18 protein-coding genes, 6 pseudogenes, 1 riboswitch and 1 other annotated feature are annotated in these 26574 nt (G+C 60.6%); of the genes and pseudogenes, 13 read left to right on the top strand and 11 right to left on the bottom strand.

The genetic code is table 11. From position 1 onward, the window contains the following. Nucleotides 1–50: 50 nt before the first annotated feature. A riboswitch (TPP riboswitch) is annotated at nucleotides 51–167 on the bottom strand. Between the two features lie 182 nt (nucleotides 168–349). Next, the gene (locus tag X773_RS66005; RefSeq protein WP_023679202.1) at nucleotides 350–1894 is read right to left on the bottom strand and encodes a Fic family protein; all 1545 of its coding nucleotides are present in this window, start codon (nucleotides 1892–1894) and stop codon (nucleotides 350–352) included. Between the two features lie 1145 nt (nucleotides 1895–3039). On the opposite strand from X773_RS66005, the gene X773_RS66000 reads away from it, so the two are divergent. Beyond that, on the top strand, nucleotides 3040–3690 hold the full coding sequence (locus X773_RS66000) for a DUF4440 domain-containing protein (protein ID WP_084641548.1): 651 nt from the start codon (nucleotides 3040–3042) through the stop codon (nucleotides 3688–3690). A 768-nt stretch (nucleotides 3691–4458) separates the two neighbouring features. On the opposite strand, the gene X773_RS75100 is transcribed toward X773_RS66000, so the two are convergent. Together X773_RS75100 and X773_RS65995 are read right to left on the bottom strand one after the other, a co-directional pair. After that, nucleotides 4459–4704 (bottom strand): DUF6074 family protein, encoded by a 246-nt coding sequence (locus tag X773_RS75100; protein ID WP_084641544.1) that lies wholly within the window; start codon nucleotides 4702–4704, stop codon nucleotides 4459–4461. Between the two features lie 118 nt (nucleotides 4705–4822). Continuing rightward, a complete protein-coding gene (locus X773_RS65995) occupies nucleotides 4823–5176 on the bottom strand; it encodes a hypothetical protein (protein WP_023679200.1) in 354 nt (117 codons plus the stop codon). On the opposite strand from X773_RS65995, the gene X773_RS79135 reads away from it, so the two are divergent. Next, nucleotides 5175–5528 carry an isochorismatase family protein gene (locus X773_RS79135; protein ID WP_280952131.1) on the top strand — a complete coding sequence of 118 codons (354 nt, stop codon included), beginning with the start codon at nucleotides 5175–5177 and terminating at the stop codon, nucleotides 5526–5528. The two genes, X773_RS65995 and X773_RS79135, sit on opposite strands and share 2 nt — an antisense overlap. Before the next feature lie 4 nt (nucleotides 5529–5532). After that, on the top strand, nucleotides 5533–5955 hold the full coding sequence (locus X773_RS65990) for a cysteine hydrolase (RefSeq protein ID WP_280952130.1): 423 nt from the start codon (nucleotides 5533–5535) through the stop codon (nucleotides 5953–5955). Nucleotides 5956–5982: 27 nt separating this feature from the next. Here X773_RS65990 and X773_RS65985 read toward each other — a convergent pair. From X773_RS65985 to X773_RS0139010, 3 pseudogenes are all read right to left on the bottom strand, one after another. Continuing rightward, nucleotides 5983–6129, bottom strand: a pseudogene (locus tag X773_RS65985) (transposase domain-containing protein); the annotation flags it as partial. A 110-nt stretch (nucleotides 6130–6239) separates the two neighbouring features. Further along, nucleotides 6240–6458, bottom strand: a pseudogene (locus tag X773_RS65980) (tyrosine-type recombinase/integrase); the annotation flags it as partial. A gap of 390 nt (nucleotides 6459–6848) precedes the next feature. Further along, a pseudogene (locus X773_RS0139010) lies at nucleotides 6849–7352 on the bottom strand (IS3 family transposase); the annotation flags it as partial. Further along, nucleotides 7116–7232 (bottom strand) — a sequence feature (AL1L pseudoknot). It overlaps the preceding pseudogene by 117 nt. Before the next feature lie 148 nt (nucleotides 7353–7500). On the opposite strand from X773_RS0139010, the gene X773_RS65970 reads away from it, so the two are divergent. Beyond that, entirely contained in the window at nucleotides 7501–8052 is a 552-nt protein-coding gene (locus X773_RS65970) for a hypothetical protein (RefSeq protein ID WP_023679195.1), read from the top strand. 386 nt (nucleotides 8053–8438) lie between these two features. On the opposite strand, the pseudogene X773_RS75090 reads toward X773_RS65970, so the two are convergent. Then, nucleotides 8439–8646, bottom strand: a pseudogene (locus X773_RS75090) (transposase); the annotation flags it as partial. Between the two features lie 199 nt (nucleotides 8647–8845). Beyond that, nucleotides 8846–9169: a DUF3606 domain-containing protein gene (locus X773_RS65960; protein ID WP_023679193.1), complete on the bottom strand. Its 324-nt coding sequence runs from the start codon at nucleotides 9167–9169 to the stop codon at nucleotides 8846–8848. 497 nt (nucleotides 9170–9666) lie between these two features. Here X773_RS65960 and X773_RS65955 point away from each other — a divergent pair, with 497 nt between their 5' ends. Beyond that, a complete protein-coding gene (locus X773_RS65955) occupies nucleotides 9667–9966 on the top strand; it encodes a DUF1236 domain-containing protein (RefSeq protein WP_023679192.1) in 300 nt (99 codons plus the stop codon). 235 nt (nucleotides 9967–10201) lie between these two features. Further along, on the top strand, nucleotides 10202–10459 hold the full coding sequence (locus tag X773_RS65950; RefSeq protein ID WP_023679191.1) for a hypothetical protein: 258 nt from the start codon (nucleotides 10202–10204) through the stop codon (nucleotides 10457–10459). A 77-nt stretch (nucleotides 10460–10536) separates the two neighbouring features. Here the strand turns inward: X773_RS65950 and X773_RS78385 are convergent. Further along, nucleotides 10537–10722: pseudogene (locus X773_RS78385) on the bottom strand (hypothetical protein); the annotation flags it as partial. Nucleotides 10723–11256: 534 nt separating this feature from the next. On the opposite strand from X773_RS78385, the gene X773_RS65945 reads away from it, so the two are divergent. The 7 genes and pseudogenes from X773_RS65945 to X773_RS78380 form a co-directional block, all read left to right on the top strand. After that, nucleotides 11257–13254 carry a conjugal transfer protein TraG gene (locus X773_RS65945; RefSeq protein WP_023679189.1) on the top strand — a complete coding sequence of 666 codons (1998 nt, stop codon included), beginning with the start codon at nucleotides 11257–11259 and terminating at the stop codon, nucleotides 13252–13254. 4 nt (nucleotides 13255–13258) lie between these two features. Beyond that, nucleotides 13259–13693, top strand: a complete 435-nt coding sequence (locus X773_RS65940) for a hypothetical protein (RefSeq protein ID WP_023679188.1) — start codon at nucleotides 13259–13261, stop codon at nucleotides 13691–13693. A gap of 364 nt (nucleotides 13694–14057) precedes the next feature. Beyond that, on the top strand, nucleotides 14058–15056 hold the full coding sequence (locus X773_RS65935) for a LacI family DNA-binding transcriptional regulator (RefSeq protein WP_023679187.1): 999 nt from the start codon (nucleotides 14058–14060) through the stop codon (nucleotides 15054–15056). Continuing rightward, the gene (locus tag X773_RS65930) at nucleotides 15053–16570 is read left to right on the top strand and encodes a sugar ABC transporter ATP-binding protein (RefSeq protein ID WP_023679186.1); all 1518 of its coding nucleotides are present in this window, start codon (nucleotides 15053–15055) and stop codon (nucleotides 16568–16570) included. Before X773_RS65935 ends, X773_RS65930 begins: the two co-directional genes overlap by 4 nt. Next, a complete protein-coding gene (locus X773_RS65925) occupies nucleotides 16570–17625 on the top strand; it encodes an ABC transporter permease (RefSeq protein ID WP_031212475.1) in 1056 nt (351 codons plus the stop codon). Before X773_RS65930 ends, X773_RS65925 begins: the two co-directional genes overlap by 1 nt. A 73-nt stretch (nucleotides 17626–17698) precedes the next feature. Continuing rightward, a complete protein-coding gene (locus tag X773_RS65920; protein WP_023679184.1) occupies nucleotides 17699–18688 on the top strand; it encodes a substrate-binding domain-containing protein in 990 nt (329 codons plus the stop codon). A 288-nt stretch (nucleotides 18689–18976) separates the two neighbouring features. Then, nucleotides 18977–19227 (top strand): annotated as a pseudogene (locus tag X773_RS78380) (type II toxin-antitoxin system Phd/YefM family antitoxin); the annotation flags it as partial. A 194-nt stretch (nucleotides 19228–19421) separates the two neighbouring features. Here the strand turns inward: X773_RS78380 and X773_RS65915 are convergent. Then, nucleotides 19422–20111, bottom strand: a complete 690-nt coding sequence (locus X773_RS65915) for a hypothetical protein (protein ID WP_156937420.1) — start codon at nucleotides 20109–20111, stop codon at nucleotides 19422–19424. After that, nucleotides 20105–26557, bottom strand: a complete 6453-nt coding sequence (locus tag X773_RS65910; RefSeq protein ID WP_023679182.1) for an RHS repeat-associated core domain-containing protein — start codon at nucleotides 26555–26557, stop codon at nucleotides 20105–20107. Before X773_RS65910 ends, X773_RS65915 begins: the two co-directional genes overlap by 7 nt. Nucleotides 26558–26574 lie beyond the last annotated feature (17 nt).

Here is a 26574-nt window from a genome sequence, read left to right as displayed (position 1 = left end):
AAAAGACGCTTCTAGCGACCTGCTGAAACAGGACCTCGGGCGTAAACTCCCGCAAAGCGCTTGCACCGTCCCTACGCCAGTATGAACTGGATCAGGTTCAACGGGTCACTGCGCCGCGAATGCCAGCAGTATCTCAGCCCCTTGCCGGGACTCCCCTGGTGAATGCGTGAGGTTGGACGGGACGGCTCCGGTTTGTCAAGCGCGTTCTGGCCGCGGCTGATCGGCGGCCGGTCAGACCGTGCGGAAAAAATCGTGCATGTCTCGGCGACAAGTCAAGCGTCGGAGATGAAGGCAGGGACAAGGGAATCGCAAACCGTCGGACTAAAAATCAATCCTGATGATCACACCTTCAATGGGCACCAAAGGTTTGCGCGTAGATCGCCTCGATTCTTCCTGCCTCGTCACTGGTCAGCGCGGCGAATTCCTTTTCGCGCGCGCGGTTCGATAGATGTCCATCATTCTGGTGAAGAAAACGGAAGAGCAGATCGGTCAACCGCTCGGGCATGTCGATAAAGGCGTCCACCTGCTGCCGGAACTGATCGTAGCGCTGCAGAAATGCGGTTTCCTCGGGAAGGTCCCGTTCGATCGTCCGCTGAACGCAAGCATAGAGGAATTCGGCGTGCGGGGTTGCATCGAAGAACCGGTAGAAATCACCGGTGTCATTCAGCACCCGGACGTTGAATTGCGGCGTCGGTTCCCATTCCACCAACGGCAGAAGGCGCTGCGAATAGCTCTCGAGCACGCCCCTGTACTCGTTGATCTGGTCCAGGATCGCGGCCGAGACGGGAAAGACCACTCCCGGCGGATTGAAGCCGCGCATGGCAAGGACGTGGTGGATTAGGTAGCGGTGAATGCGGCCGTTTCCGTCCTCGAACGGGTGAATGTAGACAAAGCCGAAGGCGAGGATTGCGGCGGCTACGACTGCATCAAGCTTTTGCGCGGGGCCCTGATCGAACGCCGCCATTCCATCGATTAGCCGCGGCAGGTCCTCGGGCCGAGCGCTGATGTGATCGGGCAAGGGCGTGCCGTTGTCTCGGTCATGCTCACCGACGAAACCTCCTTCTTTTCGGAAGCCAAGTCTTACGAAACGAGCGTCACCAAGTACAATTCTTTGCAGACGCAGCAGCTCATCGCGATCGATCGGCCAGCGGCCGGCTTCGCCGATGGCGCGGCCCCAGCGCTGGATGCGATCTTGCGGCGGGTGCTCGCCCTCGATCGCATAGCTTGATCGCGAGTCTTTGAGCAAAAGAAAGGCGGCGGTCCGAGCAAGGAGGTCGCGCGGCACGTCCGCTACGATTGCCTCCGCGCGCCGCGGTAGTTCAAGGCCGATGAATTTTTCGAGAATCTTGGTGCGGAACACCAGAGGGCAGAACTCACGCGTGCCGGGGAGATTGTCCCTTACGCGATAGCGCGAAGCGGTCTTGTCGGGTCCGGGCCACTGCAGCTCGGGATCGACAACCGGAATGTATCGTCCGGCCTCCGCGTCCGGCAGATCGATACGCGCGCCCCTCAGCCATTCATATAAAAACCAGATGCGGCGGGCATAACTGCCGGTCGGGCTTTCACGGACCAGCGCCTCGATCGGCGCGGGACCGGTCACTTGGAACAGCCGCTTGAGGACGGCAAGGTCCAGTCCCTCGTACTTGAGCGCAAAGGTCAGGTGGCCTTCGAGGGTAGGATTTGGGGCATGGCGGGGGGTCATGATCCGCCAGCCTTCCCGTTCGGTAATGCGATGATGCTCGCCAGTGGCGAACAACCTACGGGGCAAGGGCGCGGCGAGCCTGTAGGCTCCGATCAGGGCGCTGTACCCGGCCGGGGTCGCCGTTTCAGGAAGGCGGATTTCCTGAAAAACGGTAACAGGACCTGAAAATTGGTGCTGTTGCACCGCAGGCATGAAAAGCGAATCCTTCCATCGAATTTTGGTTTAGTCGGCCAAAACCTATGAAAAATGATCCTATCCCATGAAAATTGATGCCACAAGACAAATTTTCCGAAAACCGATTCTAAAACGGTGCTGAAGTCGATCAAGCAAGAACTCCGCCACCGGCTCAAGGAAGCGACTTCAGACCAGAAAGGTGAGTCCAGGAACCGCCATTCGCCCGTCTCTTAGTCACGAGGCCGGCACAGATGGCCCGCCTTACGTCGAGCCGGATTGCTCGAGCGCGCCGTTCGGGGCTCACTCATAGAGCGCTCCGGTGCGCGATCCCGATTTGATAGCCGCGATCACGCTCGCGACTGATCTTGGTGACGTGGCGGCGTCGGAGTAGAAAAGTGATGCAGGATCTCGGTGGCGTCGTGTGTGTGTGTGTGACCTGAAGTGAGTTCTCTGCGGTATGGGGGGCGGCACGCAGCGCGCGCGTCTTCTCGGCAAACAGATCGACGAAGCGGCACCGAAGGGAAGTTCCTGGCATTCAATCTCGCCATCGCTGCCCCAATTTGCCGACCGGACTGCCGATCGATCTCGCCCAATACCTTTGCGCGCGCAAGGGCCGAAGCTGAACTGGGCGGCACCTGCTCATTCGGGAGCTGACTCATGCTTGGCGCGCTAGCCCGAGAGAGCTGTGCCTGATCGAATGCGTGAAATCGTAGCTCGGGGTGGAGAGGCTGACGCGGTCATCTGTCACCCGCCTTCGGGCTGTAACGGAAAGCGCGACATCGTCTCCAATGCTCGTTCCCCACGTCGAGGGGCCCAGCGGCTTGGCTGCGGGGGGACTGTCAGCTAGTGGCCGCTGGGCCTTGACGACCAGCGAGCGTAAGAGGAGGCCCTGTGCTGGCTGACGAAAACTTGCGAGCAAAGCCACGGAAAAGCATCATTCGAACGAACTCTTTCGTCGAGACGAGGAGGACAGTGAGGCGGTAGCCGCCGCTTTGAAGCTCTCCGGCAGCTGCTACGCTGGTCGTTCAGAGGGTCGCAGCTGCGCTTGCGCCGTCATATCAGATAAGTCTAATATAATCCGCGCCTGGCCATCGAACGCCGCGGCGCCCTCGGGTCGGCGCTATTCATCGGGTGGCCATGTCGGGCACGCAAGGGAGGACGAAATGAGACTGGTTCAGTCATTTGCATTTGCTGCTGTGCTGCTTCTTTCGTCTGCATTGTCTGCGGCCGCCCACTCGGCTCGTGAGGACATCGAAGCGGCGTTGGTAAAATTCATGGACGCCTTCAACAGCGGAAACGCAGCAGCGGTAGGTCAAATGTATACCGACGATGCCGCCCTGCTGCCACCCGACGGCAAACGCGTCGATGACCGCAAGGGCGTGGAAGAATTCTGGCAGGGCGCAATCAAGGCCGGGATGAAGAATCTCACCCTGAGGGCGCTGGAAGTGGAAGGGAGCGGGAATCTCGCCTACGAAGTTGGCGCATTTACGCTCGGTGTGCCGAGCAAAGGCGGCGCCCTCTCCACCGTCGCGGGCAAGTATCTCGTCGTCTGGAAAGGGCGACGACGGGACATGGCGCCTGCATCGGGACATCTGGAACTTAGGTGCGGCCGAATAGGGATAGATATCCAGGCCCTCATCGACCGTCTTGCGAAGGGTAGGGCGGCTGTATTGACCGGGATCTGGTGCTCTATTGCCAGCGCTGTCGAGTGGCAGGACGATGGGGACCGGCTAACCGCGCGGTATAGCTTCGGTCTGGCGCGCTTTCCAATGGATTTGCCGCCAATTTGGCGGATCGCTGATCAGTCGCGGTGATTGCGACCACGTCACCAATTCCAATTCCCCGCTTCATGAAACGAGTCTGGAGCGTGCACGGCCTTAAGCAAGGGATTGCTAATGTGCGAGACAGCACGCTTCGCTCTAGCGGGTATGGCCCAGCGGCTTGGTTGAGGGGGGACTAGCAGCTAGAGGCCGCTGGGCCTTGACCAGCAGCATGCTTAAGAGGAGGCGCTGGCTGGCTGGCCAAAAACTTGCGCTCAAGGCAACGCAAAAGCATCATTCGAACGGACACTGCCCGCCAGAAGCTTATTCCAGCCGATAGAGCCACCATGGAATGCAAGCCCAGCAAACCGGATTCACCAAACATCGCATCAGGACCTGCGCTTGCCCGTCCATGGCCGCGCCAGTCCTTCGGCATTCAGCATTGCGACGCGGAGCAGCCAGCCGACCCATTATAGACCGCGACGGACGGTGATTAGGGCCAGCGCGGCGATAGGCAGCGAGCGTAACCGTTGGCGTAAGTGGAGTGTTTCACGATCTCAATTGGTTGGCTCCGCCAGGTTTCCAGCTGGCTGCCACCGGGCACGTGCCAGCTGGAGTAAACAATGAAATATTCGAAACCGGCTTTTTGGGCGGGAGCCGCGCTAGCTGCCTGCCTTTTGCCGAAACCGGCTTGGCCGAGCCAGTTCGGCTGCGCATATTGCAATGAGGGGTGAGAAACCTGGCGTTCGACGGGAGCAGTGCAGTAGCATGTGCGAAGCCTAGTCGAGTCTGCAAGCGGCAATCATTCGTCGTGAGTCGACGCTAGTGTGTGCGTTTCGCAGCACTCCGGCTGGCTATCTCGCGTAAGACGGCATGAAGAAGCGTTCCAATTTCCTGTTCGGCGCGCCCGGGTGCAATTCCTGATTCGGACAACTGAACGAGAATTGTCTTGGCGGTGCTGCGCCAGAACGCATTCGCCTCCTCGCCGTTCTTGGATTCCAGCACGCGGGCAACTCCCTCGACCAACTTCCGCCGCCGATACAGCGGAAACGCCCTTATGTTTGACACCGATCACCTCACCCATTCAGTCTCGCGATTAAGCATTGGCGGGTTAGAAAATCTGGTTAACGGCGTATTCTTTTTGGTAGTAGTAAGAGTTCTGTGCGGGCGGTGAACGGTGCCGCGATTAGCCAATGAGCGCGATGGCTTGGGCGCAAACTGTCGGGCAGGAATGGGTAAGAGCGGACATTGGCCGATCTCCGCTCTTCAGGGCCGGAAAAATCTCGACAATGCTCCCAATCGATTCCAGATCGAAGACGACGTCGTCAGAGCCGGTGTCATTGGCTGGCGTTCCGGAATAGCCGATGTCGTCACAATAGGATTTGATCGTCGCTGCTGCGCGACGGAGCAAGCCGGCACGCTCCGGCATCGCCAGCCGATCGACTTCATTGCCCCGCGCAGCAGTATAACCGCTGTTCCTGGGGCTCCCAAGCAGGATGTAGCTCCCCCTTTTGTTGACGCGATGTAGGTGGCCGATCATGATAACCAAGGGCGCAAAGAGCGACCCTCATGCTGGTGGGAGGATAAAAATGCAGCCACTTGTCATAGACGCGAAGCCTCAACCTATTTCAATTGATCCCGCTAACGCTGCAGTTCTCGTGGTGGACATGCAAAATGACTTCGGCTCCAAAGGTGGAATGTTCGACAGAGCCGGAATCGATATCTCCGGGATTCAACGGGCTGTCGACCCTACTGCCAGCGTAATAGCTGCCGCTCGCAATTTGAGAGTGCCCATCGTCTATCTGAAGATGGGGTATTATTCCGACCTCTCGGACCTTGGGACATCGGACGCCCCCAACCTATCCGACATCTCCAGATCTTTGGGGTCGTGAGAGCATGACAGCCCCGGACGGTAGCGAGGGCCGGATTCTGATCCGCGACACCTGGGGAACAGATATCGTTAACGACCTCAAGCCAGAGGCAGGGGATGTCGTCCTCTACAAAACGCGGTTCAGCGGTTTCTACGAGACCGAACTCGATTCTGTTCTGAAGACCGCAGGCATCAAACACCTCATCGTGACAGGATGCACGACCAGCGTGTGTGTGGAGTCGACAATTCGGGATGCCTTCTTCAGGGACTATCACTGCATACTGCTAACGGATTGCACTAGCGAGCCCATCTCCTGGGACGCCTCAAGGAGCAATCATGATGCCTCGATCACGCTCGTGCAGATACTCTTTGGATGGACATCGACGTCCGACCATTTCCTGAAGGCGATCGAGGAGCGAGTTCAGGGGGGTCTTGAACTAGCCGAATGAACTGGCGAGGCCGCGTATCACCCGAATTCAGATCACGGCCTTGAGATTGGGTGCGGTGACGTAGGCCCATGGCAGGAGATCGTCGATTCGGCTGTTGGGATAGCCGTTGACGATCCTAGTGAGGACGTCGGCGAGATAGCCGAGCGGCTCGATGCCGTTAAGTTTGCATGTTTGTGCCGACCGTCGAACTATGCCGAGTGCCTCTTTCACCATGGCGGCCAGAGCGTGCTTCTCCCGCCGTTTGGCCGCAGGCCAGTCGTTGACACTCGGCATAGTTCTCATGCTCAAAGGGCGTTCAGGAATTCCAGAAGCCGGTCGTTTGGTCGAAATCGCTCGGCTTTGGCGCGTTCGTACGGCTTCAGCTTGGCGAGTGCGGATTCCTTCAGCTCAAGATGTGCGTGAAGATAGATCAGCGTCGTTTCCATCGTCTCATGGCCCAGCCACAGGGCAATGACCGAGCAATCGACACCCGCCTGCAGCAATTCCACGGCGGCGGTGTGCCGCTTATGTCTTGGTCGACATAGACGGCACACCTGCGCCATGCACACGCTGCAGGCGACCCGGGATGTCCGCAAAGTCTCGCTCTGGCTCGGTCACGCCAGCCTCCAAAGCACTGAAATCTACCTGCGGGCCGAGCCGACCGCTTGCCGCGATGGCGCCACCGTCGCTCAAGTCGGGTCGCTTCCGCACTCCCGCCAGGCTGCTGGCAGTGCTGAAGTCCGTCAGCCGATCGGCAGATTATGTCGAGTGATCGCTGCTCAAATACCGCAGGCGGCAAGCAATTGCCGCTGCGGACTCCGCATAATCAGACGCTCCACGTAATTCCGGAAGTCGACTGGCCTCGTCGCCACCATGACCTTGACCGCACCAGTCGGCCCGATCACGACGTCACCGGGCGCGGCCTTGTCGCTGATCGTGGTTCTGAACGGCCTGCCGCGGATGGCGCCGTTCAGCCCGGTCTCCCGCAATCGTTCAATGGTGCAGCGGGCCACATCGAAGCCTTCGCGCTTCAATTGCCGCCACACCTTGCGCACGCCATAGACGGCGAAGTTCTCTGCAAACACTCTTGTGATCTCCGGCTTCAGAGCTAAATCCCGTTTCGCCCGCAATGACAGGCGGGAAGGATCGTGGTGTTGTGCCGCACGCGCGTGATAGGTGGACGGGGCAATCGGCAGAACCCTGCAGATTGGCTCGATCCCGTAGTCGCCACGATGATCATCAATGAAGGCGATCATTTTTTGAACGGGCGGTCGAGCTCCCCCTTGGCAAAATAAGCGGATGCTTTCCGCAGGATCTCATTGGCCTGCCGAAGCTCCCGGTTCTCCCGCTCCAGAGCCTTCATCCGCTCCGTCATTTCGGTGGGGAACCCCTGCACGTTGGCCGCTGTCCACCTCCATCCGCTTCAGCCAGCCATCCAGTGCGGCTGGCGTGAGATAACGAGCCGCCACGTTTCACTCAGAACCCCGGCCCCGGCCGGGGTTTTTCATTTGCCCGGGTGATGCTAGGCTTGATAGTCTCTCTTCCGCATTTGCTTCGGGGGATGCCATGCGCACGATCGTTTTGCTGTGCAGTGCCGTGCTTTTCTCGCTCGCCCACATCCCGGCCCGCGCCGAGGAACCTTCGGTCGAACGCGGCCTCTACGTCTCGATTACCGGCGGCTGCCACGACTGTCACACCATGGGTTATCGGGAAAGCGGCGGGAAGATCGACCCGGAGAAGGCGCTCAAGGGCAGCAACATCGGTTTTCGGGGTCCATGGGGGACGAGCTATCCGGCCAACCTGCGGCTCATGGTGGCAGACGACGGCGAAGATGAGTTCGTGCGCATTGCCCGCTTTTTCGACGCAGCGCCGCCAATGCCCTGGTACAATCTCCGCAAGATGGACGAAACCGACGTGCGCTCGCTCTACCGCTATATCCGGTCGCTTGGCCCCGCCGGAGCGGCAGCACCGCAGCTGGTTGCGCCCGGCGAAAAGGTGATGACGCCCTTCATCGTGCTGGAGCCGCCGCAGATGCCGCCGCCCTGCAGTCGCGATCTCGATTGCGGCATAGGTGAAATCTGCGGCACAGCGGAACCGCGGATGTGCGTTAAGCGGTAGGCCTCAGAACAGCCGTCTGGCTTCGGTCGGGGTTTTTATTTGTCGCCATGGTGATATGTTGCCCGCATGGCGAAGTTTCGCAGGTTCTGGAGGCCAGGGGAAGGGGGGAGAGGCAAAGATAGCCCCGGCCATAATTGCTCCCATCATGACCGAAATTGCTGCGGCAATGGACGTCCAATTTGCCCACACGGCGCCGGCTTTTTTAGTGTTTGACCGTGCCTTCAACTCTGCTCTCATACACGGATATCGCCACTCTCACGCTGCTGACGACGCCATGCTTGGACCAATGGGCACCTTCCGGTTGCGTTTCGAACGCTTTGCCGCCCCATGTTTTGAGGCACAGCGCTGCCATGGAGCTGCTGCAGGCGGGCGTCGATTGTTCGGTCCCGCTCGACGGTGTTGCTGTCAATCTCGATGCGACCGTCGTCGAGGAAGCGCGAGAGGCCCTCCCAGCGCGTGAGAGTGTAGCGGATCGTCTCGGCGAGCTTTGTCTTGTGGCTGATCAGGCCGAGCTTCTCGCGCAGCCAAGGTTCGAGATCGGCGACAATAGCGCGGCTCCTTTCCTGGCGACGCACGGCGTTCGTCTGCCGACCTCGTCACTCCAAACCTGGTCGAAAACGCGTTGGCGAAGCTCTGGATCGGACGGGTATAAACCGGCCTGTTGAAAGGGATTTTTGGAACCCCCATGCTTCAGAAAGGCCGTCACTGGTGATCAAAATTAGCGCCCGTCGGGATGAACTAGTGAACGGTATGTAAAAGGAGGACATTTGCAATGATTGTCCGCCCCAACCGGCTACGAAAATTGTCCCCAACTGGCGGTTGGTAGACGCCAAGCAGCCGCGCACGTATCGTTTTTTACGATCGGTCGCACCGGGCACAGCCCACCCCAGCGCCCACGCCCCCGTGCTCGGCGCATCGATCGACCCGTCGTGCTGTAGAGTGCGGCGGGTTTTTCAATGCCGATCTCGCAGCTCTTCACTGCCTTGGTGAGGGTCAGACGGTCGTTGCCGTTCTTTTTGATCAGCTTGCTGACCTGGCTCGGCAACACGCCATTTTCCCGCGCGAAATGTTCCACCTCATAAAGCGCATCGACCGACAGGCGGCCTCGGTCGAACAAGTGAACGAGTCTCGATTGCTTTTGTTCTCGTCCATTTCCGTTCCTACTCACTCGACATCCGACGCAGCTGGGAAATGAGGATCCGTCCGCCAATCGAGGAATGGCGGGCGGATCCTATCAGCGCAGGAAGGGACTTTTCTGGGCAGATACAAATTCGGGGCTGTTGGAGCGTCATTTCTGACTAGCGAGCATCAGCTAGCAACCATTCCTATCACCAAGAAGGTGATGGAGACGGCGAAAACCGGTGCAAGCAGCCAGCGAGCTTGGTGGACACTGTTCTCCATAGGCTCCTCCGTTGAGCGACGCCAACGAGTACGAACAGACACAGCTCCGGGTGGCTGCATGTGCGGGGCTATTGCGCGCTGCAGCGCAGACTTTGGTCCTATGCACGGCCAGACCGAAGGCTCAGTGAGGAACGTCTGCACAAGCTTCATGTCTGGGGGAGCTTTGGCGCAAAGTTTCGCGCCCAGTGCAAGAGAGCTCACAAGGAGATAGCTATGAGAATGCGTCTTTCCACCGCAGCCGCGGGATTTCTGCTGCTGGCTGGTGTCGGTGCTGCCGCCGCTCAGGACGTGGTGATCGACCCGGAACAGGAGACGGTGATTAAGGAATATGTGAAAAAGCAGCCACTCGCTTCGGTGAAAATTCCTGGAGTGGAGCTCAATATCGGCTCAACCCTGCCCGACACAGTCGAGCTTCATGAGGTCCCGAACGTCAAATACCGCTACGTCGTCGTCGACAACCGGACCGTTGTCGTTGATCCAGGCACACGCAAGATCGTCAAAGTCATCCAGTGACCTGAACGATTTGGGGAGGAGAAGCCCGCCGTTACCAAGTGCGGCGGCGGGGGGCGAAGCGTGTTTGATAGGCTGTCGGGCGGCAATCGATCTATAGATCTGCCAGCACCAGGCCTTGCGCAACGCTTGATCAACCCGCCGTGCTCATGGGCACGGCGGGTTTTTCAGATGGAGGAGGGTTTAGAACACGTTGTTAATTTATGATAGCTTTGCCGCGACGGGAGGCGACCAAATCATGGACAAAAGGGTCGAGGCAGACTCGGAGAAACTGGCGCGGGGCGAATTCGAGCTCAGAGCCGAACGGTATGGCGTGAACGCCTTCCTTCTCGTTGTCGAACTTTTAAACCTGCTGGAAAAGCGCGGAACCATCAGCAGCGACGACGTCGCGAAAATGGCCGATGCCGCAGCACTGGCTGTTGCCGCATCCAGTCAACCTGACATGAGCAGCATTAATCTCTTGCAGGCCATCGCTGCCGCGCGCCAGTCCAAATAACGGCTGTCGAGAGCATTTTTCAGCCATTCCAAGTCCATGTCCAAACGGGGTTGCGAGGAGGTCCTATCGATTGCGCACTAAGCGTCCTTGCTGGCCGCGCCCCCAATGATCTCGTCGGCGCTGCGAGCATCGAGCACGGGCAGGGCGGCCCAGCGCCGGCGGCTGGCAGCTAGGTCTTCCAGCATTGCCGGCTTGCGAGCGTCGGATCCGAATCGACGTAGGCGCTCCTCCAGCGCGCTGCGAAGCGGAGCTAAACCCAACGCACGGATTCTTTCCCGATAACGTCGCGCTTTGGCGCGGTTGCGGCAGTCTCCATTGAGAACCAGCGACGGTCCTGCAGCCGGCTTTCGTCGACAAATAGCCACCGCAGCCGCGATCATCTTGCAATTTGCGGATCTTATGCGCGGCTGCACGTGATCAGGTCGTCGGCAGACAGTGCGATCGGGCACAAGAGATCGAGCGGCTCTGGGCCGGACGTTCCATGTGCCAGGTGTCGGACCCCTTTCCCATTCGAGGCGCAAGTGGGATAGTTGTGCAGATCTGCGATTTAGTTGATCTCCTTCACGACCACCAGAATGAGAACAGTCACGATTGTTCCATGGTGGCGCAATGGCAACGACCCGACTCTGATCTCTCTGCCCAAGTGAAATACTTTCCAAAGAAGGTCCCCGACCGAATTCTGCAAGTCTTTCTATCTCACAGTACGTCCTGCCGCTTTTGACAACTCCTTCCCCTTGCATATCTCGACACTCGGTCTTTCTTCGTTGTTCGGGTTATTCAGATCGGAGAAACGACAAGTGCCGGCATCCAAGATTTTGTGGGGACAGGTCCTCACCACCCTTGGGTTCGTCCTCGTGACAACATGGGCAGCGACACAATGGACGGCATGGCGGCTCGGCTTTCAGAGCCAACTCGGTCCGTCCTGGTTCGAACTGGCGGGACAGCCCATCTATCCCCCGCCGGCATTCTTCTGGTGGTGGTTTTTCTATGACGCCTACGCGCCGAAGGTCTTTGTTGAGGGCGCGGCGATTGCGGCAAGCGGCAGCCTGATGGCGATCGCCACCGCGATCGGGATGTCGGTATGGCGCGCGCGCGAGGCAAAGGACTCCGCGACCTATGGCTCGGCACGCTGGGCGACGCGAGACGAAATCAGAGCCGCAGGCATAATCGGTCATGATGGCGTGGTGCTCGGCAAGCTCGACCACGACTATCTACGCCATGACGGTCCCGAACACGTGCTGTGTTTTGCGCCGACCCGAAGCGGCAAGGGTGTTGGCCTGGTCGTGCCGTCGCTGATGACCTGGCCGGGTTCGGCAATTGTCCACGACATCAAAGGCGAAAACTGGGAACTGACGGCCGGATGGCGCACACATTTCGGCCGGGTGCTTCTGTTCGATCCGACCAATGCCGCATCCGCGGCCTATAACCCTCTGCTGGAGGTGCGACGAGGCGAGCGGGAAGTTCGAGATGTGCAGAACGTGGCAGATGTCCTGGTCGACCCGGAAGGCACATTGGAACGCCGCAACCACTGGGAGAAGACCAGCCATGCGCTGCTGGTCGGCGCCATACTGCATGTGCTCTATGCGGAGAAAGACAAGACCCTTGCCGGCGTGGCGAACTTCCTCTCCGATCCACAGAGGCCAATCGAGACGACGTTGCGCGCCATGATGCTGACCCGGCATTTGGGCGATGCCGGCCCGCACCCGGTCGTGGCGTCGGCTGCCCGAGAACTGCTCAACAAATCCGAAAACGAGCGCTCCGGCGTGCTCTCGACGGCCATGAGTTTTCTGGGCCTCTACCGCGATCCGGTTGTGGCCAAGGTGACCTCATGTTGCCACTGGCGGATCGCCGACCTTGTCGAGGAGAAACGGCCGACGACCCTCTATTTGGTCGTGCCGCCATCGGATATCAGCCGCACAAAGCCGCTAATCCGCCTCGTGCTTAACCAGATCGGCCGCCGACTGACGGAAGATCTCCATGCGAAGGATCATCGACAGCGTCTGTTGATGATGCTCGACGAGTTCCCGGCGCTCGGCCGGCTTGATTTCTTCGAAAGCGCGCTGGCCTTCATGGCCGGCTATGGCATCAAGTCGTTCCTGATCGCACAATCACTCAATCAGATCGAGAAGGCCTACGGACCGAACAATTCCATCCTTGACAATTGTCACGTACGGGTAAGCTTCGCCACCAATGACGAGCGGACAGCCAAGCGCGTCTCAGACTCTTTGGGGACCGCGACCGAGTTGCGCGCCATGAAAAACTATGCCGGCCACAGATTGTCGCCCTGGCTCGGGCATCTGATGGTGTCGCGGCAGGAAACGGCGCGCGCTCTGATGACGCCGGGCGAGATCATGCAGCTGCCGCCCACCGACGCAATCGTCATGATCTCGGGCCAGTTCCCAATCCGAGCGAAGAAGGCACGCTACTTCGCCGATCAGCGGCTTGCCGAGCGTGTCCTGCCGCCACCGAAAGCCGGAGAGAGCATGCAAAACGCTCGCTCTGACGACTGGACCGGAACGACAGTCTTTGCTGAGCCGGAAGGCAATCCTCAAAAATCGTGGCGCGCCAAGGATCAGCAGGACGACGATCCGGCCAATGGCGGCATCCGCCGCCAGCCCGAGCTTCCCGAACATGAGGACATCGCACCGGAGCGAACAACACAGCGCGACGATGAGTTCGATCTTGACCGGGACGAGCCCGACGATGACGCCATGCGCCGTCGTGGTGTCGATCAGGCTATGAGGCGCGCAGCACGTCAGGCCGCTCTTGACCCCAGTGATGGCATTGAGCTTTGAGCCCATGAAGAACGCGAAGAAAAAACGTCTGTCTGCCTATCTTGATCCTGACGTGATGAACGGACTGGCCGATTACGCTGGGCGGCGCGAGGTCTCGCTGTCACTGGTCGCCGAGGCTGCGCTCGCATCGTTTCTGTCGCCGGATGCCGAAGAGCGGAAGCAAGCGGCGATAACTCGCCGTCTCGACCAGATCGATCGACGCGTACAGCGTGTCGAGCGTGACGTCGGAATTGCTATTGAGACGCTAGCATTGTTCGTCCGGTTTTGGCTCAACTCGACCCCAGCCTTGCCGGAATCCGCTCAGGCCGAAGCCCGCGCGAAGGGTTTGCAGCGTTATGACAATTTCGTCGATGCGCTCGGTCGCCGGCTGAGCAAAGGACCAAGGCTCAGGCAGGAAATAGCCGACGATGTTCCGCCAGTACCGCCAGTGAACGGATGAATCAGCCGGCAAGATAGGTTGGCAGAGGCGAGAATTCCTGATGCGACGCTATGCCCGATCATCGCGCGACGCCAGATTGAACCATCTCTCGGGACCATGATCTTTCCAACGGGTTTGGCAATCTGCTCGCGCACCATTTCTAAAATCGTGCCCACAGAATTCGAGTGGTGAGGGGAGCGGACGTCGTGTGTCTGCTTTGCTCCACTCTAGACAACAATAGTCTGATCAGATCAAAAAACGCCCATCGAATCGATTGCGCAAACGTTTTGATGACACTATGGTTATTATACCCGCCAGGACAGAGCGGGCTTAAAGCGCAACATCAGGGAGGAGCGCTTGCGTGCAGCACTCCGTTTGAGCCGCAATGGCAACGATGGTTGAGGTAGCCCGTCGTGCCGGCGTGTCGGTCTCAACGGTGTCCCATGTGATCAACCGCACGCGCTTTGTCTCGCCTGCGAAGTCGAAAGCCATTAACGAAGCGATTGCTTTGCTTGGATATCAGCCCAATGCGCTGGCGCGTTCTCTCAAGGTCGCTTCAACCAACAGCGTCGGCTTGGCGATTTCGGCGATCTCGAACCCGTATTTCACTGACATCATCTGTGCCGTGGAAGCGGAATGCGCGCGTCTTGGCCTCATGGTTTTCCTCTCCGACACGCAGGACGATCCTGATCGGGAGCTTGCGGTCGTTCGCGCCTTCCATCAACGACGTGTTGACGGCGTTATTCTGGCGCCCTCGGGTGCCCCAGAGCGAGCCACCAACTACCTTGCCGAGAAAATGGTTCCCTGCGTTCTGATCGACCGGTTTGCCGACGAACGATTTGACCAGATCGGCGTGGAGAACCAATCTGCGATGCGGGCTCTTATCGATCACGTCGCATCCTTCGGCCACCAGCGGATTGGGTTCATTGCGGGGCAGCCGGGCCTTGCTACGACTCGCGAACGTATCAATGCGTTCAAGTCAGCTTTGATGGCTAACGGACTTGCCTACGTGTCGGAATATCTGCCGCCAGGCAACGTCGACACGGCGAGCGCTACGGCATCGACCCGCGCGATGTTGTCATTGGCTTCGCCGCCTACGGCGTTGGTCACCGGCAACAATATGGCGACGATCGGAGCGGTCCGAGCGGTTCGCGAAAAAGGTCTCGCAATACCTCGGGATCTTTCACTTGTCGGCTTTGACGACTTCGAATGGGCCGATTGTTTTGAGCCGCGACTGACCCTTATTGCGCAGCCTTGCACCGAAATCGGGCGGCAGGCCGCATCGTTGCTTAGCGCCCGAATTGCATCAACGGATACAGAGCCCCGCTCGGTGCGGCTTCAGGCGACGCTGCATGCCCGCCAATCCTGCGGGAGGCCGGCATGAGCGCGCCGCTTCTATCGGTGACAGGGGCCGTGAAACGCTTCGGCGGCGTCCAGGCACTACGCGGTGTCGATTTCGATCTCAAGCCAGGCGAGATCCACGCCCTGCTGGGCGAGAACGGCGCCGGCAAATCGACATTGATGAATCTGCTGTCGGGAGTTTACGCACCCGACGAAGGTACAATCCAGATTGACGGCAAGCCGGTGCGGTTCAACAACCCGCGCGAGGCGCAGACGGCCGGAATTGCGACCATTTTTCAGGAGCTTGATCTCGTTCCAACGCTCGATGTGGCGTCAAACCTCTTCCTTGGCCGCGAATTGATGCGCTCGGGCGGACTGCTCGATGTGGCGCGGATGCGCCGCGAAGCTCGCAAGCGTCTGGAAGCTATCGAACTGGCTATCGATCCCGCCAGGCTAGTCGGCGACCTCTCGATCGGGCAACGCCAGGTCGTTGCGATCGTCAAAGCGTTGTCCTATGCGACGCGGGTCCTGATCATGGACGAGCCGACGGCGGCCCTAACGGTGGGCGAGGTCGAGAGGCTGTTCGACATCATGCGCAAGCTCGCCGCCAGTGGCGTCGGCATCGTCTATATCTCCCACCGTCTGGAGGAAGTGCCGCAGATCGCGGACCGGGTGACGGTGATGAGGGACGGACGTGTAGCCGGCATCACCGATCCGCACACACCGCAGGCCGAACTGGTGCGGCTGCTCGTCGGGCGCCCACTGGACGAACTCTATCCCCAGCGCACCACGGCCGTCGGCCGGGCTCTGCTCAGCCTGCGCGATGCCAGCTTCCGGCTAGCGCGCGACAGCGCCGGCTGGCAGGCCCCGACAGGGCTTTCACTCGAGGTGCATGAAGGCGAGATCGTCGGGCTGGCCGGCATCATGGGGGCAGGGCGCACCGAGCTCCTGAGCGCGCTTTACGGCACCGGCCTTTCCGGCCACTGGGAGGGCGGGGTCGCCATTTCCGGCCGTCCGGTCAAGCTTGATTCCATCAGAGCCGCGCGCATTGCCGGCATCGCCTTCGTCACCGACGACCGCCGTGGCAGTGGCCTAATGCTGAGGATGGCGGTTGGCCTCAACCTGGTCATGTCGGTGGTCCGGCGAATATCGCCGGGCGGACTGATGTCGCCGGGCCGCCAGGCCCAGGCGGTGAAACAATCGTTCGGCCAGTTCGACATTCGGCCGAAGAATCCCGACGTCGCGGTCGGCGCGCTGTCCGGCGGCAACCAGCAGAAGGTGGTGCTGGCCAAGGAGATACTTGGCAATCCCCGGCTCTTGCTGCTCGACGAGCCGACGCGCGGCGTCGATGTCGGCGCCAAGGGCGAGATCTATCAGCGGCTGCGGCAGTTGGCTGCACAAGGCCTGGGCATCCTGGTTGCCTCCAGCGAAATGCCGGAGCTGATTGGCCTGTGCGACCGCATCGTGGTGCTGCGCCAGGGGCGCAATGTAGCGGAATTCACCGGTGGCGTTGACGAGCACACCGTGATGGCAGCGGCAAATGGCAGGGATGCGTGATGTCCGAGCAGAAGATTTCGGTTGCGAGCGGTCCGGTGCTGGCCGCACCGGCCGCAAAGCATCGCGATCCACTCGCGCTGATCGTGCGCTTCCAGAGCCTGATCGGCCTGGTGCTGGTGGCGATCGGCGGCGTCATCTTCTCGCCGAGGCGCCATGGCGAGATACTGTTCCTTGCGCCCGACAACATGGCCAACATCGTGCGCGCGGTGTCGGAGACCGGCATTATCGCCATCGGCATGACCTTCGTCATTATCACCGCCGGCATCGACCTTTCGGTGGGCGCAGTGCTTGGTCTCTCCAGCGTCGTCACCGCGACGATGATGATCTCCGGCGGCTTCGGGCTTATCCCGACCATCCTCGCCGTGCTGGTAATGGGCACCGTCTTCGGCATGATCCAGGGCACCATTTCCAGCCGCTTTCGGCTCGAGCCGTTCATCGTCACGCTCGCCGGGCTGCAGGCGGCGCGAGGTCTCGCGCTGGTCGTTTCCGGCAATCAGTACATTAATATTTCCTATGGCGACGGGCCCGGCCTGGCGCCACCTGTCTTCGCGGTGCTGGGCGAGCGCCTGTTCAACAACACGGTGCCGGTGGCGACCATTGTCTTCATCGCCTTCGCCACTATTGCTACCCTGGTACTGAATACCACGCGCTTCGGCCGCTATGTCTTTGCCGTCGGCGGCAACGAGCGAGCGGCGCGTATTTCGGGCGTGCCGGTCTCGATGGTCAAGATCTCGGTCTACGCCATTACCGGATTTGCCGCCGCCCTTGCCGGCATCGTGCATGCCGGTCAGTTCAACTTCGGCAGCGCCAATGACGGTATGGGCTATGAGCTCACGGCCATCGCGGCCGTGGTCATCGGCGGCACCAGCCTGTTCGGCGGCGCCGGCTCGATGGTCGGCACCGTTGCTGGCACGATCATGCTCGGCGCGCTCGCCAACATCCTTCAGCTCAACAACATTACCCCCGCCATGCAGCTGCTCGCGACCGCCGCGATCATCGTTCTGGCGGCAGTGCTTCAATCCCTCGTTCGCCGCCGCGAGGGTTTGGGACGATAGGAGGCCGGCGGCAGCATTTGGAAGACCGTGAAACCAAGGTCTGGCCCTAGGCCCGACGAGGAGGAGAGCAAGCATGACAACGATGGAAAAAGGATCGAGGCGCGCCCTGCAGGTCGCCTTTCTAGCAGGCTCTTGCCTGTGCATGGCGGGTGCTGCCCAAGCGGCCGACCCGATGGTCAAGACCTGCGCCAAGGACGGCCAGTTCATCATCGGCTTTTCGCAGGCGAACAATGCCGAGCCCTACCGCCAGCATGTCAATGACGAGCTGACCGCGGCGGTCAAGGAAGTGCCGCAGTTCACGCTTCAGATCGCCGACGGCGCCGGCAACGTCAACACGCAGACCTCGCAGGTCGACAACTTCATAACCCAGAAAGTTGATCTGCTCTTGATCTCGCCCTTCGAGGCAGCGCCCATGACACCGGCGGTGAAGCGCGCGATGGATGCCGGCGTTCCCGTCATCGAGCTAGACCGCAAAACGGTAGGCGACCCCGGCAAGGACTACACCGCCTTCATCGGCGGCGACAATTACAAGATCGCGCTCGAAGCGGGCAAATACACCGCAAAGACCCTGCTCCCGGAAGGCGGCGAGGCGGCGGTGCTTGAAGGCCTGCCGAGTTCAACGCCGGCGGTGGAGCGACTCAACGGCTTCAAGGACGGTGTGAAGGAGAATGCCAAAATCCAAGTGGTGGCCGAGCAGGCCGCCGACTGGGTGCCCGACAAAGCCCAAACCGCCTTTTCCGCCATGCTGCAAGCGCACCCGGACATCAAGGTGCTCTATGCCTCGAACGACATGATGGCGGCTGGTGCGCTGCTCGCAGCGAAGGGTGCGGGCAAGCAGGTCAAGATCATCGGCACCGATGGCCTGCCGGGTCCGGCCGGCGGCATCGAGGCCGTGGCCAAGGGCGACTGGGCGGCAACCTTCACCTACCCGACCGGCGCCAAAGAAGCGATCGAGATGTCGAAGAAGATCCTGCTTGAGTGTGCTTCGTCGGTGGAGCCGACGGTGACGGTGGACACGACCGCGATCACGCCGGAAAATGCCAAGCAGATGATGGGAAACTGAGGGCAGGGCCGACAGCAGAGTTGATACGGCAAGGCCCCCAAGAGTGGGCCTTGTTGTTTTTGGGAGCGAGCCGGCGTGGTCGTCGTCGGTCAAAACTCCGGCTAGAAAATCCCGGCGGTCGAAGGACGGCACGCAGTTGAGCGCGTAGACGGCTTCAGCCCGTCTCGCGGCGATTTCAGCTGGATCTTGCAAGCAGCCTTGTCACGGGCTCGTTTCCATTTGGTTGGCGCCAGACACTCGCGGAAAGCGCGAAAAGCGCCTCTATTCCGGAATAAAGCAGTCTCGCCGATGACCGCCACCGTCACCGCCGCCGCCGTCTCGAAAAACTTCGGCGCTTATCAGGATACCTCTGTTCCGCAATCCGGTCGTCATCACCAAAACGGCCGCACGCGCACCGTGCTGCTGGCCTACGAGGTTTTTGTCTGGCTGTTGAAGCGCGACAGGCGGGTCGAGCTGATAGCGGAGCTCAGCGAGGACGATATCGCTGCGGTCGAAGCCTCCGCATGGAGCCGAGTCCCGACTATCTCAACCACGAGCTCTCTGGGCCAAAACCAAAGTCGGACACGTCTTCTGTTATTCCTATCTCTGGCATTGGCACACCGGGAGGGCGCGAAGAAGGCGACAAAGACCAGCCCTGGCTGGTGCTGGCGCTGGTCGGCCCCCACGAAGCACGTGGACAATACTAGTCTAGCCCTTCGCCGGCGCCAGGTGTTGCTTGCTACGTCGCAGCTGCCTACCGCAGGTCCAGCTGCAGCAGGCCGCTATAGTCCTCCGTCGTCAGGAAGAAGCCCTCGTCGATCGCCTTGGCCTTGAAAGCAGGATCGTCGCCCAAGTCTCGGAATTCCGGCTTCAATGTGCCCGACGCGTTAAAATAACGATCGCGAAAGGCCGCCCGCTCAAGCTCGGCATAGTCTCCGCTCTTGCCTGCGACCGTGCAGGATTTCAGTTGAGTTTGGTCGGCGGCCTCCGCCGGAAACGACGTCCTCGCGAAGTCCATCGGCCCGATGTCGGGCGCGATGCCCCTGGGATACGAGGTGACGCATCGGACGGTCGTATCCGCGCCGGCGACAGACAGGTCAAAATAGGGCGGGTTCAATCCCTTCGCCGCGAGGTAGGCGAAGCCGCGGATGCGGTTAACCGCCTTCAACGCTTCCAGGTCTGTTGTTTCGAGCATGTCATTGCCGATTTTCACCCCGCCGGCGGCGCCGAGCGTGGCCATCTGTTGCTGCAGCCAGGCCGGATCGCGGTCGATCCATGTCAGGAAATCGAGCGGCACGGCCTGCGGTTCCTTGAGCTGCTTGCTCATGGATTGCGCCGCCGCCGCTGCCGCAAACATGAGCACGGAACCGGCGAGGATCGCCGGAAGCTTCGGGAGTCGTCGCATGTCAAAGTCTCCATCCTTGGTCGCGGTCTCGGTTACCAATGGACGCGCGGCTTAATGCCGAGCATGTCGCGCAACTGGTTCTCCGTTATGTCGTCGGGTCGACGCGTGCCGCCGACACCGATGGTACGTGCTTCCTCGTTGCGATAAGCATATGACTTGCCATCGAGGCCTATGTAGGGCGCATCCTTGAACCCCGAATGCTGGCCGGCCATGCGGTGCGTGGCGTGGATTTGCTCATGACCGAGCACGATGCCAGGATCCGCCGGATTGGAGGCAGTCGTTCCCGAGGACTTGTCGAACTCGACAGACGTGCGCGTGCGCGACGCAGCCGGGTCATAGCCGATGATCACGTCGCCCTTCGTCGTTTCCGGGTTCCCCAACGGATCCTTGTTGCGGGCCGCGGTGACGCCCGGCTCGTTCTGGATCGTCGTGGTTTGTGGGTCGGCGATGACCCGGCGCATCAGCTCGCGGCCGCTGTCGAAGGAGTTGGATCCGACAAAGAAGTTCTTCACGTCCAGCCAGGCGCCATGCAGCCAGCTTTGCGATACCTCGCCAGTCTTGCTGTCGACCCGTGCGGTCGGATCGACTCGCTGGATGTCCTCTTCGACCTGCCGCCGGTAGGCCGCGTCGCCGGCGACGATCTCCTTCAGGCCGGTCGGGTCGATGAACGCCATCGGGTTGTTGTTGGCGTAGGCAAACAGGTTGCATGCCGTCGAATTACCCGTGCACCGCTCGGGGTCGCCGACATAGAGCGGATCGGGCGAGATGAAGCGCCCGAGCGCCGGATCGTAATATCGGGCGCCATAGTAGTAGAGCCCGGTATCGTCATCGAGATACTTTCCAGTGAAACGGTGATGGGTCTTCTCGCGCGGGACGTCGGCCGCGACATCCGTCAGGTGCCTGGCCCAGGCCGGGGACAATGTCTCGGGCTTATGTTCGGTGCCGTATGCCTTGTAGAGCATCTGCTCGACCGGCACGCCGTTCGAGGCGATGACATAGTCGCTGCTCTCAATGTGATCCTTCAGGTAGTAGAACCATTTGCCGGTGCCGTGCTCCAGGCGGACAAGCTTGGCCTCCGCCAGGTTGACGTAGCTCTCTTCGCCCTTAGGTCCGATCTCGAACGTGTCTACCGGGTAGAGGTAGACCTGTTCCGGCCCGTTCGCCGGAATTACTTTCTTGTAGAGGCGGCGCCCGGTTTGGTCGTAGCCGTAAAGCACTTCATTGGTGGCCGTCTGAGCGCGGATCAGTCGTCCGTTGATATCGAACACCGTTCCCGTCAGGGTCGGCGATTTCGCAAGTTGGGCGAAACCGTCGAAGGTGTAGGGCTTGGCCGCGGTTCCTGCCGGAATAAGGCCGGTCGCGGAACCGGACGCCGGCGCGATCGCCGCGCCGGGTTCGAGCTCGTCATTGCGGACGAACGTCCCCGCCGGCGAGTAAGCGAAGTCGGCCGGCCGTCCATAGCGGTCGATGCGGACGAGCTCGTTCTTGAAGTTGTAGTGGAACGTTCCCGACCGATCGACATGCCCCTCGTTGCCGACGCCTTGCGCCAATGTGTCAGCGATCTGGGTGATCGAGCCATTGGAGTTGAAGGTCATGGTGAGGTCCTGCAAGGACTTTCCGCCGGCTTGCGTCACGATATGCGTGAGGAACAGGGTCGCCGGATCAAAGGTCAGTTGCGTGAACGCCCCGAGGCGATAGTCGACCCGTTCAATGCGCGATTCCGCATTGTAGGTGATGTTCTCGATGATCTTCTGGGGTTCCGAAAAGTCGGGGTGCATCACAGTGACAGACCTCAGATTTTTGTCGGGCCCGAGTGCGAACTTTGAGGCCAGTCCGCGCGGACCTTCTGACGAGTCGATGCGGCCGTCGAGCGTGTGGTGGAAATGGTCGGCGTATTTCGCGCCGCCAATCTCCACCTCATGGGCAACCATGCGGCCGTTGGCGTTGTAGGCGTAACGTTGGATTGCATCGAACGCGCCGTTGGGATCATGGATGGTGATCTGCGTCGTCTTATCGAGCGGCAACACGATCGGCGCTTCGAACCCTGCTGCGGATGCGACCTCGACACCCCTGTCATACTCGTATTCGAGGTGCAAAACGCCGTCATTGGCTTCGGTGAGCTTGCGGTTCAGGAAGTCATAGGTGTAGGTCTGGACCGACGTTTCACCGTTGGTTCCGACGCGGGCGACCACCGATTGGCGACCGCGCGCATCGTAGAACGCGTAGCGGTCGCCCATTCCCGGGATCGACTGGAATTCGATGTCGCCGACGGAGTTGTAGATCAGCCGCCGCGGCGTCATCTCGCCCGGCAGCCAGATTTCGCTCAGGTAGCCGAAGGAATCGCGCACGAAACGCGAAATATGCGTCGTGCCGTTGCCGTCGCTGGCGATGGAAGCGGTCACGCCGTTCTCATTCCTCAGCGAATACTCGCTGTTTTGAACGGTGCCGTCGAACTGGTCGTTGTAGGTCGTGACCGTGAGCGTGCCCCAGGGTCGGAAGATCATGTCGGAAACCTTGCCCGACGGATGGGTTTCGCGGACCATCCGGCCGGCCGGGTCATAGGTGTAGGCATTGCCGATTTCGCGATCGGGGCGCGGAACATCGCCAAGGTCGAACACCTTCTGCAGGTTGAGATCGTCAACGCCGCCGAAGCTGGTCACCACAAAGGGCGTCCAGCGGAAGGTCTGTTTTTCGTTGCGGTTGTAGAGTGAGAAATTGAAGACCCTGACGCCGCCCTCGGCAACGTTTTCAAGTTCGGCGACCTTTTCGCTGCGCGCGTCGTAGGCGGCGAGGTCCGCGATGAACTCGCTCTCGCCTTCCGGTGTCTCGGCAACACCCGCATAGCGGCGGCGCGCCGTCAGGATGAGCGACGGCAGCCCATGCTCGCCGATCTTGTAACTGTAAAAGCGTTCGGCACCGTCCGTGGCGGTTTCCCGGGTTTTGCGGCCGAGAGCGTCGTAGCTGTTCATCACGACCATGCCCAAGGGTGTGGTCGTCGTCGCCACGGCGCCCTGGCGCGGCCCATCATAGGTCATTTTCGTCGTCTGATCGAGCTCGGCCGCACCGCCCGACAGCTTGGTGTGGCTGAGCGTCAGGGTGCCGGTTGGGTCGTAGATCGCTGACTCGGTGATGCCGAGTTCGTCGGCGATCGAAATACTGTTGCCGAAAACATCGTAACCCATAGTCTTCGCCAGCTTACGGCTGGCGTTGCGGAACTGTTCGAGCGCGGGCGGCAGCGCGCCAAGTCCCGACAGTACCTCAAGCGTTCGCGACCCCATCCGACCGCCGGAATTTGGCAGGTAGGTGAAACTCTCGCGGCTGAGCAGCCGGGTCCCAGCCAGGATACGCCGCTCGGACGCCGCGTTGATGATGCCGAGCGCCGCCAGATCGGCGCGCGACTGGGTGTAGTCGGTCTGGGTCGTACGGCTGAAGCCGGGAACCGTCAGGCTCTCCGGTCCCAGAATGTCGCGCACCCTGACCGTCTCCGACGCAGGCATGTTGAATTCGTCAAAACCGGCATAGGTCTGGGTCTTGACCGGATCCTTACATTCGGGATCGGCCACGTCCTGCTGTTCGGCCTCGCCGGCGGAGTCGGTCAGCGTCTCCTTGACCTTCCTGAGATAGGACGAGCCGTCGCCACGCGAAAACGCCTCCCACACCGACGATTCGCATTTCAGCATCATGCCGGTCGTCGGCAGCTTCTGGCTGCGCGTAGCGGTCGACAGCGAGTGCAGCGCCGCCGCCGACGGATCGAGCGTCTCGGTTGTCTCCGCGCTCGCGACGAGCGTCGCCTCCGACTTCACTTCATAGGTCTTGCGGATCTTCAGTTTGCCGGCGAGGTTCAGGTCAGCCGCCGTTTCCGCGAAGGTGTAATACTGTTCGCGATCGAGGCTTGAACGCTGCGTGATGCGCTGGCCGGCCGCGTTCTCGTCACCGTAAGCGACCTTCTCGACCTCCGAGAAGCCGATAAAACGGCGATTGATCACATCATAGAATGGATTGTGGTAGAAATATTCGTCCGTCTGCACTTGGGCGCGAACCTGGCCGGGTATGCCCTGCGACGTGACGAGCTGCTTGGCGACGACAACGGGGAAATGCAAGTTGCGCGTCAGCTGGCCGTTGGCGCGGTCGCGCAGCATCTCGTCGATCGAGGTCGCATAGCGAATGTCGTGCCGGCGGCCGGAATCGAAGTCGACGACAGTGAGCAGGTTGGCCTTGACGAGTTGCATCGTGTCGGTGCGATTGAAGTCAATGACGACGACCGGTTTCACCTCGTCGCCGGACGGCTTCTGGAACACGATGATTTCGGTCTGGCCGTCGCCGTCGATGTCGGCGACGCGCGAGGCGAAGGTCTGCGTCGACGTGCCGAGTTGAACCCGCAGATTGAGCGCGATGCTGAGCGGATCCTTCAGGTAGGTCCCGTCGCCGAAGCCGAGCCAGATGCGCATCTGGTCGGTGCGCTCGCCCATCGACGCGAAATCGATTATGCCGTCACCATTGGCGTCGATGTACCACATCGTGGCGATGCTATCGCCGGGCTGCATGCCGCCTATCTTCGAGAAGGTGCCATGACCGCAGACCGGGTCGTTGATCGCGGCGTCACCAAACAGGAGCGCATTCGGGTCCGTCGAGAAGATGTTGCCTTGGTGCTCGTAGAGACAGAAGCCCTGGTCGGCTGGACGGATGACAACGAGATCGGGCAGCCGGTCGCCGTTGATGTCGACCATCCGCACATTGTTGCGACCCAGGATCTGGCCGTCCTGGCTGTTGAATGGGAACGCCTTGGTCAGCCCGCCGAAATTGACGCTATAACCGCCATCGGGCTGGCGCCGGGTGAGATTGAGCAATATCCGCCATTCGGTGCGGCCATCGGCATTGAGGCGCGTCGTGACGATGTCGGACAGGCTGTCCATATTGAGGTCGGCGAAGCGGCCATTGCCGCCCGCGAAGGTCGTGGGAGAGACGCCGGGCAGCGGGATCGAACGGCCGAGATAGGGGAAGGTCCCGTCGGCCTTGCCGTCATAGACATGCATCAGCCCGTCTTCGATTTCGACGATGTCGACGAAACTGTCGCCCAGTATATCGGCAAAAGCGAAGCGATTGTCGGTGAGCCGCGGCGTGATCTGACGAATTAGTCCAGCCTCGGTCGGACGCGACAGCACGAGCTGGGTTGTGTCGCCGAAGGCGCTGTTCAGGTCGCCGCTGCCCAGATGCACGGTCGCGCCGTCATCCTTGGTCTGCACGATGTCGACCAGGGCATCCATGTTGAGGTCGGCCAACTCGAAATTCTGCGGCGGGATGTCGCCGGCGAACGCCATCTTCGGCGCTTCGAACACGACGGGGCGCGATGCCAGTTCGGCACTTGTCCACGACGAATAGCCGAAATGGATATCCGGGAGCTTCAGTGTCGATTGCGCCAAGGCCGAGCCGCTGGTGTCGCCATACCGGTAAAGCACGCGCAGCTGGTCGAGCACATTGACCGACTGCGCGTCGATGAGCGGCGTGAGGTCGGCTTGAGCCTTCGCCAGGCAGTCCGGATGCGCCCGGACGACGAACTTCGACGTGTCACTGGTATCGCGGCCGACATATCCTATGCACCATTGGGCGTAGACGGTGTCCTTGAACTTGGCCGTTACCTTGCCGTAGAGCCGGGCGTTCTCCTGCTTGCTGCCATTGGTGTGGCTGACGAGTGTCGATTGCGTCTCGATCAGGTCGAACTGATAGCTGCTCTGGCCGCCGGCGAAGCTGGCCTTTGTCAGATAGCTGCGTCCACCGAAACGCTGGTAGTCGTAGCGGATGGCTTCGCGGTTGGCGTTGAGCTGCAGTACCAGCGGCCATTTCGTGACGTAGGGCTTGGCTATGTCGAAATTGCCCTCCGCTACGGAGGGATCGCCGCTAAAGATCAGCCGCGTGCCGTCGGCGTTGGTCACCTCGAAGCCGGAGGGGACGGTGTCGGTGTGCAGGCCGCCCTCGAGGTCGAGCGAAATGACGTCGAACGCACCGGTGTGGTAGAGGATCTTGACGAAATCCTCGGCGTATTCGGGCTTGTATTCCCAGACGCCGTTTTGGTTTCCGAGAAAGATGAGCCGCGCGCCCATATACGACAAGCGAGAGAAGAAATCGCCGCCCGGTTTGGTGCCTGGAACGGCCGTGCCGAGATCGTCATTGACGGCGATTGCCTGGGTATTGAACTGCCAACCGATGCCAAGCCCGTTGCCCGTATCGCCTGCGAACTGGCTATACGTGAGGCTCATCTGCGGCCCGAACTGGCCGCGCGTTGGCAGGGTGGGTAGCGGTAGGGTGAAGTTCGCCGATCCCGTGTTGTTGTTCAGCGAGAAGCTGCCCTCTTCCTGCGCGACGGTGCCGCCCGCGGTCGGCAACTGCACGATCGACGTTGCTGATTTGTCTTCGGCGCGAGCCGGGAAGCCGATTACTGCGGCGCCAGCGGTCAGGGCTGCGAGGGCGGTAAGGGTCTTTGCGAACATGGGACTACCTCTCCGGG

The organism is Mesorhizobium sp. LSJC280B00, assembly GCF_000502835.1.
In the GTDB taxonomy this organism is placed as follows: domain Bacteria; phylum Pseudomonadota; class Alphaproteobacteria; order Rhizobiales; family Rhizobiaceae; genus Mesorhizobium.
This window is presented reverse-complemented; position numbering and strand designations above follow the sequence as displayed.